The sequence below is a fragment of the Flavobacterium sp. TMP13 genome, assembly GCF_050847115.1.
Taxonomy (GTDB): Bacteria; Bacteroidota; Bacteroidia; order Flavobacteriales; family Flavobacteriaceae; genus Flavobacterium.
The window spans coordinates 700,442-714,422 of sequence record NZ_CP193656.1 but is presented as its reverse complement, the minus strand read 5'-3'; the positions used below and the strand labels follow the sequence as shown (position 1 = coordinate 714,422).

The window sequence follows — 13,981 nt, the reverse complement described above, 5'->3', positions numbered from 1 at the left end:
AAAAAATAATAGTATATTTGTAATAATAGATCCCGTCTCGATGGGATTTTTTGTATTTATATAAATGATGAAATTATGAGTCAAGTATCTTATTATACCGCAGAAGGATTAAAAAAATTGAAAGAAGAGTTGGATCATTTGAAAAGTGTAATGCGTCCGAAAGCGTCTGCAGATATTGCCGAAGCGAGAGATAAAGGGGATTTGTCTGAAAATGCCGAATATGATGCGGCAAAGGAAGCGCAAGGAATGCTTGAAATGAGAATTGCAAAATTAGAAGAAGTTCATTCTAACGCAAGGTTGATTGATGAAACACACTTAGATTTATCAAAAGTTTTAATTTTATCTCATGTTAAGATTAAAAATCAAACCAACGGAATGGAGATGAAATACATATTAGTTGCTGAAAGCGAAGCCGATTTAAAAACGGGTAGAATATCAGTTACTTCTCCTATTGGAAAAGGATTATTAGGTAAAAAAGTAGGCGAAGTTGCTGAAATTACAGTACCTAGTGGTGTTTTGAAATTTGAGATCTTAGAAATCTCGAGAGAGTAATTTTTTAAGTTGAAAAAATAAGTAGTGCAACTGATTAATAGATTGGCCACGTAAACGAGTAAACGATGAGTACGATATTCACTAAAATTGTAAACGGCGAAATTCCGTGTTATAAAATTGCAGAAGATGCTGATTTCTTAGCATTTTTAGATGTGAATCCAAACGTAAAAGGACACACGCTTTGCATTCCAAAACAAGAAGTAGACAAGCTTTTTGATCTTCCAGATGAGTTATATTTGGGCTTAATGGCATTTTCTAAAAAAGTAGCAGCTGCAATCGAAAAAACGATCCCTTGCAATCGAGTAGGAATGGCCGTTGTAGGGCTAGAAGTGCCACATGCGCACGTACATTTAATTCCGTTAAACGTAATGGATGATATGCGTTTTGAAAAAAAAATATCGCTGACAAAAGAAGAAATGGAGCAAGTAGCCAAAGATATTCAGGCGAACTTGTAACACAGAAAGATAATAAATAAAAAAACCACAAAGCAATTTGTGGTTTTTTTTATGTTCGTTTTAAACGGTTTTGTAAGTCAGTTGTATCGTGGTTCCCTTTCCTATTTCAGAACGTAAAACCTTTATAGTTCCATTATGGTATTCAACCACAATTCTCTTAGTCAAAGAAAGGCCCAAACCCCAACCTCTCTTTTTGGTGGTAAAACCAGGTTCAAAAATAGTACGAAATTGCCTTTTAGGAATTCCAGCGCCAGTGTCTGAAATATTTATTTTCACTATAGAACCGTCCGTTTTAATTTTGACTTTTAAATTCCCCTTTCCTTTCATAGCATCAATCGCATTCTTAACTAGATTTTCGATAGTCCAACTGTACAACGTCGGATTGATATTTACAAAAATGGGATGAGCAGGCGTTTCGATCGAAAAAACTACTTGAGACGAAAATCTAGTTTTTAAATACGTATACGTAGCTTCAGTTTCAGCCACAATATCTTTAATTTCCAAAACGGGAGTGGAGCCAATTTTCGAAAATCGATCAGTAATGGTTTGCAAACGATCTACATCTTTTTCAATTTCAACTGTAATATTTTGGTCAATTTCTTCGGTTTTTAATATTTCAACCCAACCAATTAAGGACGAAAGTGGCGTGCCAATTTGATGGGCCGTTTCTTTTGCCATACCTGCCCAAAGTTTGTTTTGAGTAGCCATTCTGGTGCTTTTGTAAAAGTTATAAATTAAGGCAGCACACAAAAAGATAATCAATAGTAAAGCAATTGGATAATATTTTAGTTTGTTTAGTAGTTCAGAATTACCGTAATATAATTTTTGAAATTTACCTGGCGCATATTCAATTGTAATGGGTTCATTTTCACTCCTTAAATTTTTCAGATATGATTTTGACTTCTTTTCGTCCTGCAAGATTTCCTGTGGTACATTGACCGAGCTAATAACTTTATCGTACATAACTAGCAAAACGGGTACCGAAGTATTGTTGCTGAAAATCTGCAACGGCAAGTCAACATCGGTATTTTCATTGGCATTTAGCAATGCTTTTTGCGCACTTGCCCAGAGATTCATTTTTAAACGCTCTTCATTTTTAAAAATTTGAAAAAAATTGTAGGTGTTCCAAAGAATTAGGGTAATGATCAAAAAAGAAACAGAAATGAGAATCCACCGAGTTGTATTTCGTCTTTCAGAAAAATGCATAGATAACAAATTGAGGTATAAATATAACGAAATTAATACGACTAATATTTTAAGGTTTCGAAAGATTTAAATTTTAAAAGTCAATGATGTCTTTTGCAGCTAGAACGATTTATGTACTTTTGTCATTAAGCGATTTTACCCTAATACATTAAAACCAGCAATGCTAACAATAGATCCAAAAGAGACCACAACAGCCGTAGTGCAAGGCTATTTGCAGAGCGCAATTGGGCCTAGACCTATTGCATTTGCAAGTACAGTTGATGCCGAAGGAAAGCCGAATTTGTCGCCTTTTAGCTTTTTTAATGTTTTCAGTGCAAATCCGCCCGTATTAATTTTTTCGCCAGCGCGCCGTGTTCGAGACAATTCGGTCAAACATACTTTATTGAATTGCGAAGCGACCAAAGAAGTGGTTATCAATGTCGTAAATTATGATATGGTGCATCAAACATCGCTGTCAAGTACGGAATACGCAGAGGGAGTAAATGAGTTTTTAAAAGCAGGTTTTACGCCCGTTGCTTCAGAAAATATAAAACCTTTGCGAGTGGCCGAGTCGCCAGTGCAATTTGAGTGTAAAGTGACGCAAATTATTTCGTTAGGATCTGAAGGGGGAGCGGGTAATTTGATTCTGTGTGAAGTGGTTAAGATTCATATTCATGAAAGTATTTTAGATGAAAGTGGAGCTATTGATCAGCATAAAATAGACTTGGTTTCCCGTATGGGAGCCAACTGGTATTCACGATCCAATCAAGGACTTTTTGAAGTGCCTAAACCTTTGACTACATTAGGAATAGGAGTAGACTCCATCCCAAAGTTTGTTACAGAAAGTGGTGTTTTTGACGGGAACGATTTAGGAAAATTAGGAAACGTAGAAGCCTTGCCTACAAAAGAAGAAGTTAGTATATTTGTGAAAGAAAACTTCGCCGTAAAGGGTGTTTTAAGTGCTGATGATGTCGAAAAAAAGCATCGAGAAGCGAAGAAATATTTAGACAACGGAGACGTGGTCTCTGCTTGGAAGGTGCTTTTAGCAAAAAATTAAAAAAATAACAATTAAATATAACGAAGATGGAAGTTACAGGAAAAATTAAAGTTGTTAATCCAGAACAACAAGTTAGTGCGTCATTCAAAAAAAGAGAACTTGTTGTAACTACAGATGAGCAATACCCTCAACATATTTTAGTCGAATTTACACAAGATAAATGTGATTTATTGAGCAGCTACAACATTGGTGAGCCTGTAAAAGTTTCTATTAATATTAGAGGTAGAGAATGGGTGAGTCCACAAGGCGAAACCAAATACTTCAACAGCATTCAAGGATGGAGAATCGAAAGAGTAGCAGCTGCACCAGCACCAGGTCAAGCGCCTCCAATGCCTGCAGCAGATGCTTTTGCTCCAGCAACCAACTTAAATGAAGAAGAGCCAGACGATTTGCCGTTCTAAGCCATTAAAAACGAATAGTTTACAAAAGCCTTGATGAAATTCGAGGCTTTTTTTATTCTAAATTGACAAGCATTCCGAATCCAATTTGTGAGCCAATTTGTGGAAAAACCAAAGCAGTTGATTTTTTATTCTTTCCAAATTGTAAAGATTGAAAAGGATTAAAATGAGAAACTAAAATTCCCGATACCAATCCAATTCCTGAGCCAGTCAAAACGTCCGAAGTAAAATGACGATCGTTGGCAACTCTAAAAACTCCAGTCGCAGCGGCAAATAAAAAGCCGCTACTGGCATACCAAATATTCGATTCTTTGTATTCGTAAAAAAGCAATGTAGCATTGGTAAACGCAATAGCTGCGTGACCCGAAGGGAAACTTAATTCGTCAGATGCGTCAGGGCGTTCTTCTTTTACCGAATGTTTTAAGGCAGTAATAAGTATCAAAGTGGCGGTATTGGCAACAGCTAAATTGATGGTTTGCTGTCTAAAATTATTTTTTGGTTGAAACCCAAGATACTTTCCGGCATAAATTTGGGCAATGGGTACTAACGGAAAAATATTATCCATAGGTTCATGAAAATCGTTCCCGAAAAAAGAAGTGACATCTGTTTGCAGACGACTATTTAAATCAGAATGTAAGAGTAGTGTTCCTGCACCAATTAGTGCAGTAGGTGCGATTAGCGATTTATAATTAAAATCGGATCTCACTTTCAAACTATCTGATTCTTGTCCGAAGCCAAGAATGGTATAAAAACTCAAAAAAAGGAGCAGTGTTTTTTTCATTAGGTAGAATAAACGTTCTTTATTTTGTTTAGAAAAGAATTAGATTTGTCAAATGTAAACCTATGATTGCAATTTTTTAAGAAACAAATGCACTATTTATCTCCAAACCTTTTTTTTCCTGATGTAAACGAAGCCGATGAGCAAGGAATTATCGCCGTTGGCGGCGATTTAAGTCCAGAACGCTTGAAATTGGCTTACAAAAGCGGCATTTTTCCGTGGTTTAATCCAGGAGAATCCATTTTATGGTGGTCGCCAGATCCAAGAATGGTACTGTTTTTAGATGATTTAATCGTGTCCAAAAGCATGCGCAATATCTTGAATCGAAATTTGTTCAAAGTGACGTTCAATCAAAACTTTAGAGACGTAATTTCGAATTGTAAAAACATCACTAGAGACGGGCAAAACGGCACTTGGATTTCCAATGAAATGGTCGATTCCTATTGCAAACTGCACGAAATGGGATTAGCAAAATCGGTTGAGGTTTGGCAAGATGAGGTTTTGGTGGGCGGTTTATATGGTATCGATTTGGGAACCATTTTCTGCGGCGAAAGCATGTTTTCTAAAGTTTCCAATGCATCAAAAGTGGCCTTTATAGCCTTGGTCAACCACCTCAAAAAAGAAAATTATCAGTTGTTAGATTGCCAAGTCTACAATCCGCATTTAGAAAGTTTGGGTTGTCAAGAAATCTCCCGCGAAGCATTTATAACCTTATTGAATCAAAATAAGTAGGGCCTAATCCAGCTGTTTGTAACAAGTCCTCCCTCAAAAACCTTTTTTTATAAAGCCATAAAAGGAGCTTCCTGTCGGTCGCTCTTTTCTGTCAAGAAAAAATAGGCTTTCTCAGTCCGGGCTTTCTACTTTCATCTGGGGCAAAAAGGAGCTGATCTCAATAATTTTTGTACTACATTTTAATTGGCCTGTTTTTTTGAAATTTGACTAAAAGTTCAATTTGGTAAAGCTCCAATTCAAAGTCGAAAATAAAATCAATTCATTTCTTAAAGTTGGCAATCCCAGAATGATTTTTAAGGTTTCGTGCGCCATCATCATACCAATCATCCCTGGCAAAGTACCTAAAACACCATTCAAATTGCAACTTGGCACCTCTTTCGGATTCGGAGGTTCGGGAAAAACATGACGTAAATTTTTACTTCCATTGTGATTAAAAACCGCCAATTGGCCTTCAAATCCCAAAATACTTCCGTAAATCAATGTTTTCCCTAAAAGCACGCAAGTATCATTTACTAAATATCGGGTAGCAAAATTATCCGAACCGTCTACTACAATATCGTAATCAGCAATAATTTGCGTAGCATTTTCAATCATTAATTTTTTCTCAATTGCAGTAATCGTAATGAGCGGATTTAGTTTTTCAAGAACAGCTTTTGCAGTTGTAACTTTAGATAAACCCACTTGATCTTCGGTATATAAAATCTGTCTATGCAAGTTGTGAATTTCGATGGTGTCAAAATCTATAATGCCAATTATTCCAACGCCAGCCGTAGCAATATATTGCAAAATTGGGCATCCCAAACCCCCAGCACCAATAACGAGAGCTTTAGCGTTTTTTAGTTTTTCTTGACCCAAATCACCAATTTCCGGTAAGTTCATCTGCCGGCTGTATCTTAAAAAATCTTGGATAATGCTCATTTTTGGAAGTGATTAGTGAGAAGTAATTAGTGAAAAGTAATTAGTGAGAAGTAATTAGTGAGAAGTAATTAGTGAAAAGTAATTAGTGAGAAGTAATTAGTGAGAAGTAATTAGTGAAAAGTGATTAGTAATTAGTGAAAAGCGAGCCTATTTTAAACAGTAGAAATCACTTAGAATAAATTATAGGTGTAGTTTTTAATTTGTAAATTTTTTTTAAATGCTTTAAAACTTCGGACTAAAACTTCCCCAATCTTTCCAGACCGGTTCATAACCTTTTGCTGCGATCATTTCAGCAATTTCAGTAACAGAACGCTCATCACTAATTTCAAATTGTTCGAGCGATTGCTTATCCACGGCATAACCACCGGGATTGGTTTTAGATCCAGCGCTCATGCTTGTAGTGCCAATCGCAATTATATTATCTCTGAATTTTTCATCCTCGCGTGTGGAAATCGAAATTTCTAAATCTTCGTTCCACAATCGATAGGCGCAAATGAGTTGCGTTAAATCTTTATCGTCCATAATAAAATTGGGTTCAATCATACCTTCTGCCGGACGCAATCTCGGAAAAGAGACTGAATATTTGGTTTGCCAATAGGTTTTTTGCAAATAATCCAAATGCAAAGCATTAAAAAAACTGTCGGTGCGCCAATCTTCTAACCCTAATAAAACACCTAAACCAATTTTATGAATTCCTGCTTTTCCTATTCGATCAGGAGTTTCCAATCGAAAATCGAAATTTGACTTTTTACCTTTCGTATGGTATTTTTTATACACTTCTTGATGATAGGTTTCTTGATATACCAAGACCGAATACACGCCAGCTTGATGCAAACGCTCGTATTCTTGTTGCGAAAGTGGTTGCACTTCGACCGAAATTATCGAGAAATCTTTTTTTATCAGTGCTATCGCATTCAAAAAATAATTAATATTTACAGTATAATTCGCTTCTCCGGTAACTAATAAAACATGATCAAAGCCTAGTCTTTTTAAAACAGCTACTTCTTGCTTAATTTCCGAATCTAGTAAAGTTTTGCGTTTAATTTTATTGTCTAAGCTGAAACCGCAATAGGTGCAAATGTTTTGGCATTCGTTACTCAAATACAAAGGTGCATACATTTGAATGGTTTTCCCAAAGCGTTTTTTAGTCAACTCGTGGCATTCTTGCGCCATTTGCTCCAAATAAGGTTGCGCTGCAGGCGATATCAAAGCAATAAAATCATCCAGATTGCGCTTAGTTTTGGCTAAGGCGTGTTCGACTTCGTGTGCAGAAGTTTGATGTATTTTGTTTTGTATGTCGTTCCAGTTGTACTGAGAAAAAGTGGATTGGAAGGTGTTCATTTTTTTATTTTATTGAATGAGTTTCGGTGTTCAATTGCCTTCTGCTTTAGCTGGAGGAAATAAATTATTCATATAAAAATGAAGTCAATGGGCTCGAAGCAACCGCATGATTGTATTGATTTCCGACTTTAGCCTCAAAAGCTTTTCTCCCCGCAATAACCGCTTCTTTAAATGCTTCCGCCATCAACTTCGGATTTCCCGCTATAGCAATTGCTGTATTTACCAAAACGGCATCAGCGCCAATTTCCATTGCCTTTGCGGCGTCAGACGGAGCGCCAATTCCGGCATCAATAATTACAGGAACGCGACTCTGTTCAATAATAATTTCTAAAAAATCAATCGTTTTTAATCCTTTGTTGCTACCAATTGGTGAGCCTAATGGCATTACCGCTGCGGTTCCTACATTTTCTAAATGCTTGCACAAAACGGGATCGGCGTGAATGTAGGGCAAAACGATGAAGCCTAGTTTTGCTAGTGCCTCGGTTGCTTTTAACGTTTCTATAGGATCAGGCATTAAATATTTTGGATCAGGATGAATTTCCAATTTAATCCAGTTTGTTTCTAAAGCTTCTCTCGCTAATTGTGCGGCAAAAATGGCTTCCTTGGCATCTCGCGCACCAGAAGTATTGGGCAATAAATTGATTTTAGGATGTTGTAAGTGTACTAAAATGGCATCGGTTTCTGTTTCTAAATCTATTCGCTTTAATGCAACCGTTACCAACTCACTTTTCGAAGCCAAAATCGCCTCTTCCATTTCGTGGTTCGAGCCAAATTTTCCAGTACCCAAAAACAAGCGCGATTCGAAACTTTTATCTCCTATATTAAATAATGACATTGTCGTATAATTTTTCGTTAAGTTGAGTAATAAGTTCCTTTGGTTTTTGACTTTGTGTAATCAGACCTGAGACGGCAATACCGTGAATTCCGGTTTGGATTAAAACGTCCACATCATCCAATGTAATTCCGCCAATGGCGTAAATCGGAATTTTAAGAACTTGATTCTTCATATCCTGAATAATATTATGATAGCCATTTAATCCTAAAACCGGAGCTAATTTTTCTTTAGTTTTGGTAAATTTAAAAGGACCTAAACCTATATAATCACAACCATTTTGAATATGGCTTTTGATATCTTCAATAGTATTTGCAGTGCCACCAATAATTTTATATTCACCTAAAATAAAACGTGCATCTTTAATTCTCATGTCGGCTAAACCCAGATGAACGCCGTCTGCATCAATTTGCTTTGCAAGTGCAACATTGTCATTAATAATTAGCTTGGCTTCGTGTTCTTCACATAAGATTTTCACGGCTTTAGCTATTTTAAAGCTGTCAGTGTCCGTTTGATTTTTAAAGCGCAGTTGAATCCATTCGCAACCACTATCTAAAGCTAGTCGAATATTTTGCAGTTGTTTTTCGCAATTTTCTCCTTGCGAAATGTATTGTAATTTATTAAACATAATGGTAGCCAATTAAAGAGGAGGTGGAACTTAAGTAATTTTCGATGTACAGTTTGGCGTCAATGCAAGCATCTTTCATGTTTTTTCCTAACGCGAGATTTGCCGCAATTGCAGATGAAAGTACGCAGCCAGAACCATGTTTGGGTTGGTGTTCAGCATCGTTTGGAGGTAATTCGATAATGTTGTTTTTTACAAATAAATAATCAGTACCCAACGCTGCACAATTATGTCCACCTTTTAATAAAATCGTGGTTGGAAGTTCGTTCTTTAACCATAATTTATCGCTGATAAAACTCGGGAATAATTGCAGTATCTCATCGTAATTGGGTGTTATTAAATCAATTTTTGTCAAGATTGAGTTCAATTCACTCCTGTCTTCTAAAGTCAAAAAATTGTATTTAGAAGATGATTTTAAAACAGGATCCCAAACAATTTTAGTTGTCGGCGCGACTTTTTTAATAGTCGATACTACTGCATCTAAAAAAAGTAGCGATGGAACAATTCCGATTTTAACCACTGCTATTGGATAATTTTTAAATAAGGCCGTAATCGATTCCAATACAAAATCTAGGTCGATCCATTGCATTTGAATAAATTTATTTTCAGTCTGAATGGTGTTTGCCGTGACCACTGCCAAGCCCAAAACCTGATGTTGTTCGAATGTTTTACAGTCGGCTAAAATGCCGGCACCTCCCGAAGGATCTAATCCTGCTACAGTGAGTACGAATGGACGATTTGTTGGCATAATTTGAAATTTTTTATTGGGTTTTTAGCAGTCCAGATAGTTCCTAGTAGCGCAAAATCATCAAAACCATTCGCTAGAGTCTCTTCGATGGTGTCAGAATTTATTCCACCCAAACCGACTAGATTAGTATTATAATTGGTTCTTTTTTGAATAGCTTCTAAAAGATTTATTTTTGAATAATGATTCTCTTTGGAAATACTTGGAAAAACTGGAGCAAGAAAAGCATAATCGAAATGCGATTCTAGCGTATTAAATTCTTCGATAGAATGTACCGAAGTCGAGATGCTTAACCCTTTCGATTTGTAATACGAGATTGCCGATTGCTCCAGTGTTCCTTGTATATCAAACCTTTTTTGCGAGTTGAGATGTAGGCCTTTGATATTAAAAGAATCTGCTAAAATGTAATGACTGCACAAAACCAACTTATCATGATGTTTTGGATCAATACTATTTATAAAATCCTTCATTAATTTTTTAGAAATTTCGTTTTTACGAATGTGTAAAATCGCCAAACCTTCATCAAACAATTCATGAATAATGTCAATTTCTTTGGCAACTGAAGTTGGATTGGTAAGTACTATCATTTTTTATTTAGATTCAAAGATTCAAAAGTTGATTAATAAGCAAATCCTTTAATTGGTCGATTCGTGAATATTTTTAATTAGACATAAATCTCTTTCCCTTTTTCTATAAATTCTTCTGATTTTTCTTGCATTCCTTTTTCTGCGGCAGCCACGTCTCGGATCTCTTGTGAAATTTTCATAGAACAGAATTTTGGACCACACATCGAGCAAAAATGGGCAACTTTGGCGCCTTCGGCCGGTAAAGTTTCATCGTGAAATTCTCTGGCAGTATCTGGATCTAGTGACAAATTGAATTGATCTTCCCAACGGAATTCAAAACGCGCTTTACTCAAAGCATTGTCGCGGTATTGCGCTCCTGGATGCCCTTTGGCCAAATCGGCAGCATGCGCAGCAATTTTGTAAGTAATCACGCCGTCTTTTACGTCTTTTTTATTGGGTAAACCCAAATGCTCTTTTGGAGTTACGTAACACAACATTGCGCAACCATACCAGCCAATCATTGCGGCTCCTATTGCCGATGTAATGTGGTCGTAACCGGGAGCAATATCTGTAGTTAGTGGTCCGAGAGTATAAAATGGCGCTTCATCACAATGTTCTAATTGTTTCTCCATGTTTTCTTTTATCATGTGCATCGGTACGTGGCCTGGACCTTCAATAAATACCTGAACATCGTGTTTCCAAGCAATTTTTGTAAGTTGGCCCAACGTTTCTAATTCGGCAAATTGTGCGGCATCATTGGCATCGGCGATGGAACCTGGACGCAACCCATCTCCAAGAGAAAACGCTACATCGTATTGTTTCATGATTTCGCAAATCTCTTCAAAATGCGTGTATAAGAAGTTTTCTTTATGATGAAATAAACACCATTTTGCCATAATTGAGCCACCACGAGAAACAATTCCAGTAACGCGATTGGCGGTTAAATGAATGTAACGCAATAAAACTCCAGCATGAATAGTGAAATACGAAACACCTTGCTCTGCTTGTTCGATCAAAGTATCGCGAAACACTTCCCAAGTTAGATCTTCGGCTATGCCGTTTACTTTTTCCAACGCTTGATAAATGGGAACTGTTCCAATGGGTACGGGAGAATTACGAATAATCCATTCTCTGGTTTCGTGAATATTCTTTCCTGTGGATAAATCCATAATCGTGTCTGCTCCCCAGCGGCACGCCCAAACTGCTTTTTCAACTTCTTCTTCGATGCTTGAAGTGACGGCGCTGTTGCCGATATTTGCATTTATTTTGACTAGAAAATTACGACCCACAATCATCGGTTCGCTTTCGGGATGGTTGATGTTATTTGGTATAATTGCTCTTCCTCGTGCCACTTCACTACGAACAAATTCGGGAGTAATCTTTGATTTTGGCGTATTTGCTCCAAAGCTATAACCAGCATGTTGGCATTGCATCGCTTGGGTTTGATTTGCTATTTGTTCGATACGTTGGTTTTCACGAATGGCAATGTATTCCATTTCAGGTGTAATAATTCCTTGCTTGGCATAATACAATTGAGAGACATTAGCCCCTTTTTTGGCACGCATGGGTTTATGCAAATATTCAAAACGAAGATGATTTAATTTGGCATCCTCTAAGCGAGTTTTTCCGTATTCGGAAGAGATTTCGTTTAATTCCTCGACATCGTTTCGATCTAAAATCCATTGTTCGCGAATGCGAGGCAATCCTTTTCGAATGTCAATTGTGATGTTAGGATCGGTGTAAGAACCTGAAGTATCGTAAACAGTTAATGGTGGGTTTTTTTCTATTCCTCCTCTAGAAAGTTTAGTATCAGCTAAATGAATTTCACGCATCGCCACTTTTATCGGATGAATTTCACCATCAATGTATACTTTCGTGGAGTTCGGAAAAGGAGTTCTGGAGATTTTTTCTTCGTTGTTCATAATTTTTATTCAAAGATTGAAAAATTAAATTATTGAAAGATTACACGAAGGAAGAGGTTTAGTTTCTGATTTTTAAATCCTTCCATCTTTAAATCTTTTCAATTTATATCATCCGCCTTGCGTGGCTGAAATAATAATGACAGTATCTGTTTTATGGAGGAAATGAGAATTCCACTTGGATTTTGGAATTACAGTATTGTTAATCGCAACGGCGATGCCATTTTGTTTTTGAGGAATTTCAATATCAAGCAAGGCTTGGATGCTTAGAACATCTGCTTGAAATTGTTTGATTTGATTGTTTATTTTTAGTTCCATTCCGTTATAATTTAGAGTCAATTATACTTTAGGAATGGCTACAAGAACGCACAATTGTGCGACAAGAAGTCATCTTACTTTTCCCTACGCTAGTATGAACTAGATCAGGTTCAGAGGGTAAAATCTCAGCCTGCAAATTGCAGACACCCCTAAAGTGAAACGCAAATGTATCAAAAATTATGAAGTATAAGCTATAAATTTTAAGTTTTTATAATTGCTGTTGTTTCTTGAACATTAAAAAGTGTAATAGAAGACTACCTTCTGGTCCAACAATCTAGGATGTGATCGTTGATTATTCCAGTTGCTTGGAGGTAAGCGTAAACGACTGTTGAGCCGACAAATTTAAAACCACGTTTTTTTAAATCTTTGCTAATTGCATCTGAAAGTAGCGTAGTCGCAGGAACCTCTTTTAAGGTTTTTGGTCGGTTGTCAACTGTTTTTGCATTCGTGAATTGCCAGATGTAGTTGGAGAAACTACCCAATTCTTCTTGAATTTTAATAAAGGCTTGTGCATTAGTCACCGCCGAATAAATTTTTAATTTGTTTCGAATAATTCCTGCATCTTGTAGTAGTTCTTCAATTTTAGAATCCTCATATAAAGCAATTTTTTGATAGTCGAAATGATCAAAAGCGACTCTGAAGTTTTCTCTTTTATTGAGTATAGTAATCCAGCTTAAACCAGCTTGAAAAGTTTCAAGAATTAGAAATTCGAATAGTGTTTCTTCATCGTAAACTGGAGTTCCCCATTCTTCGTCGTGGTACTTTTTATAAAGATCACTAGACAAACACCAGCCGCAGCGCACTTTTTCCATTTTTTATTTTAAAGATATAAAAATCTAGATTATTCTATCTTTTCGTGCTTTTAAAATTAAGCTAATGGGTGTCGTTTTCTAAATACTTTTTAATTAAATGATGTCCCAAATAAATTAAGGGAGTCAGTATAATAGCAAGCGATAATTTGAAAATGTAACCAACAGTTGCAGAAGAAATAAAGGTATCAAAGTCTATTTTTCCGGGCAACCAAAATGCAATTCCAAGTACAATAAAAGAATCAAAAAGCTGCGAAATTACGGTAGATCCCGTAGTTCTGAGCCATATTTTTTTATTTCCTGTCCTGTTTTTAAAAAACCAAAATACCCATACATCGATGAGTTGTGAGATCATAAATGCAATAATACTGCCGACGATTATCCACATACTTTGACCAAACACAGCCTGAAATTGATCGTCGTTAACAGGACTAATTCCTTTGGCGGCTGGAATGATGATCGCCATAAATAGTAGTATAAATGCGTAGATGATAAGCGCTGCGGTGATGAATGAAAGTTTTTTAACTCCCTTTTCACCAAAATACTCATTGATTAAATCGGTAGTTAAAAACACAATTGGCCAGGGTAAGATTCCGATGCTCATTACAAAAGGTCCGATCTGAATTAGTTTGCCACCAATCAATTCCGCAACTACAGCATTGGTTATAAAAATACCAGCAAGTATTACAAAAACAAGCTCCTTTTTAGTTTTAAACATTACTTCATTTTAGAATTTCAAAAATAATGATTT

General features: G+C 36.3%; 17 protein-coding genes and 1 riboswitch. Of the genes, 5 read left to right on the top strand and 12 right to left on the bottom strand.

The annotated features are described in order from the left end of the window. Positions 1-75 precede the first annotated feature (75 nt). A complete protein-coding gene (greA, locus tag ACRASX_RS03120) occupies positions 76-552 on the top strand; it encodes a transcription elongation factor GreA (protein WP_066311009.1) in 477 nt (158 codons plus the stop codon). Positions 553-617: 65 nt separating this feature from the next. Continuing rightward, entirely contained in the window at positions 618-1,007 is a 390-nt protein-coding gene (locus ACRASX_RS03115; protein ID WP_432222385.1) for an HIT family protein, read from the top strand. 60 nt (positions 1,008-1,067) lie between these two features. Here the strand turns inward: ACRASX_RS03115 and ACRASX_RS03110 are convergent, their stop codons facing one another. After that, a complete protein-coding gene (locus ACRASX_RS03110; RefSeq protein WP_066311001.1) occupies positions 1,068-2,213 on the bottom strand; it encodes a sensor histidine kinase in 1,146 nt (381 codons plus the stop codon). Positions 2,214-2,373: 160 nt separating this feature from the next. Between ACRASX_RS03110 and ACRASX_RS03105 the strand changes: the two genes are divergently transcribed. Beyond that, positions 2,374-3,249 carry a flavin reductase family protein gene (locus ACRASX_RS03105; protein WP_066310997.1) on the top strand — a complete coding sequence of 292 codons (876 nt, stop codon included), beginning with the start codon at positions 2,374-2,376 and terminating at the stop codon, positions 3,247-3,249. A gap of 26 nt (positions 3,250-3,275) precedes the next feature. After that, positions 3,276-3,650 (top strand): DUF3127 domain-containing protein, encoded by a 375-nt coding sequence (locus tag ACRASX_RS03100; RefSeq protein ID WP_432222384.1) that lies wholly within the window; start codon positions 3,276-3,278, stop codon positions 3,648-3,650. A gap of 52 nt (positions 3,651-3,702) precedes the next feature. Here the strand turns inward: ACRASX_RS03100 and ACRASX_RS03095 are convergent, their stop codons facing one another. Continuing rightward, positions 3,703-4,428, bottom strand: a complete 726-nt coding sequence (locus ACRASX_RS03095; RefSeq protein WP_432222383.1) for a phosphatase PAP2 family protein — start codon at positions 4,426-4,428, stop codon at positions 3,703-3,705. A gap of 87 nt (positions 4,429-4,515) precedes the next feature. On the opposite strand from ACRASX_RS03095, the gene aat reads away from it, so the two are divergent. After that, positions 4,516-5,157, top strand: a complete 642-nt coding sequence (gene aat / locus ACRASX_RS03090; protein WP_066310991.1) for a leucyl/phenylalanyl-tRNA--protein transferase — start codon at positions 4,516-4,518, stop codon at positions 5,155-5,157. Between the two features lie 207 nt (positions 5,158-5,364). Here the strand turns inward: aat and ACRASX_RS03085 are convergent, their stop codons facing one another. The 10 genes from ACRASX_RS03085 to ACRASX_RS03040 form a co-directional block, all read right to left on the bottom strand. Next, positions 5,365-6,075: a HesA/MoeB/ThiF family protein gene (locus tag ACRASX_RS03085; protein WP_432222382.1), complete on the bottom strand. Its 711-nt coding sequence runs from the start codon at positions 6,073-6,075 to the stop codon at positions 5,365-5,367. A 222-nt stretch (positions 6,076-6,297) separates the two neighbouring features. Then, positions 6,298-7,416 (bottom strand): 2-iminoacetate synthase ThiH, encoded by a 1,119-nt coding sequence (gene thiH, locus ACRASX_RS03080; RefSeq protein WP_432222381.1) that lies wholly within the window; start codon positions 7,414-7,416, stop codon positions 6,298-6,300. A 64-nt stretch (positions 7,417-7,480) separates the two neighbouring features. Further along, positions 7,481-8,251: a thiazole synthase gene (locus tag ACRASX_RS03075; protein ID WP_432222380.1), complete on the bottom strand. Its 771-nt coding sequence runs from the start codon at positions 8,249-8,251 to the stop codon at positions 7,481-7,483. Next, positions 8,238-8,876 carry a thiamine phosphate synthase gene (locus ACRASX_RS03070; RefSeq protein WP_432222379.1) on the bottom strand — a complete coding sequence of 213 codons (639 nt, stop codon included), beginning with the start codon at positions 8,874-8,876 and terminating at the stop codon, positions 8,238-8,240. Before ACRASX_RS03070 ends, ACRASX_RS03075 begins: the two co-directional genes overlap by 14 nt. Beyond that, positions 8,869-9,621 (bottom strand): hydroxymethylpyrimidine/phosphomethylpyrimidine kinase, encoded by a 753-nt coding sequence (locus tag ACRASX_RS03065; protein ID WP_432222378.1) that lies wholly within the window; start codon positions 9,619-9,621, stop codon positions 8,869-8,871. The genes ACRASX_RS03070 and ACRASX_RS03065 overlap by 8 nt, the downstream gene beginning before the upstream one ends. Next, a complete protein-coding gene (locus ACRASX_RS03060; RefSeq protein ID WP_066310980.1) occupies positions 9,588-10,205 on the bottom strand; it encodes a thiamine phosphate synthase in 618 nt (205 codons plus the stop codon). Before ACRASX_RS03060 ends, ACRASX_RS03065 begins: the two co-directional genes overlap by 34 nt. A 77-nt stretch (positions 10,206-10,282) precedes the next feature. Then, entirely contained in the window at positions 10,283-12,106 is a 1,824-nt protein-coding gene (thiC, locus tag ACRASX_RS03055) for a phosphomethylpyrimidine synthase ThiC (protein WP_432222377.1), read from the bottom strand. 108 nt (positions 12,107-12,214) lie between these two features. Next, positions 12,215-12,421 (bottom strand): sulfur carrier protein ThiS, encoded by a 207-nt coding sequence (gene thiS / locus ACRASX_RS03050; protein ID WP_432222376.1) that lies wholly within the window; start codon positions 12,419-12,421, stop codon positions 12,215-12,217. A 64-nt stretch (positions 12,422-12,485) separates the two neighbouring features. After that, positions 12,486-12,582, bottom strand: a riboswitch (TPP riboswitch). A 93-nt stretch (positions 12,583-12,675) separates the two neighbouring features. Then, entirely contained in the window at positions 12,676-13,233 is a 558-nt protein-coding gene (locus tag ACRASX_RS03045) for a DNA-3-methyladenine glycosylase I (protein ID WP_432222375.1), read from the bottom strand. A gap of 61 nt (positions 13,234-13,294) precedes the next feature. Further along, positions 13,295-13,948 carry a queuosine precursor transporter gene (locus ACRASX_RS03040; protein ID WP_432222374.1) on the bottom strand — a complete coding sequence of 218 codons (654 nt, stop codon included), beginning with the start codon at positions 13,946-13,948 and terminating at the stop codon, positions 13,295-13,297. Positions 13,949-13,981: the final 33 nt, after the last annotated feature.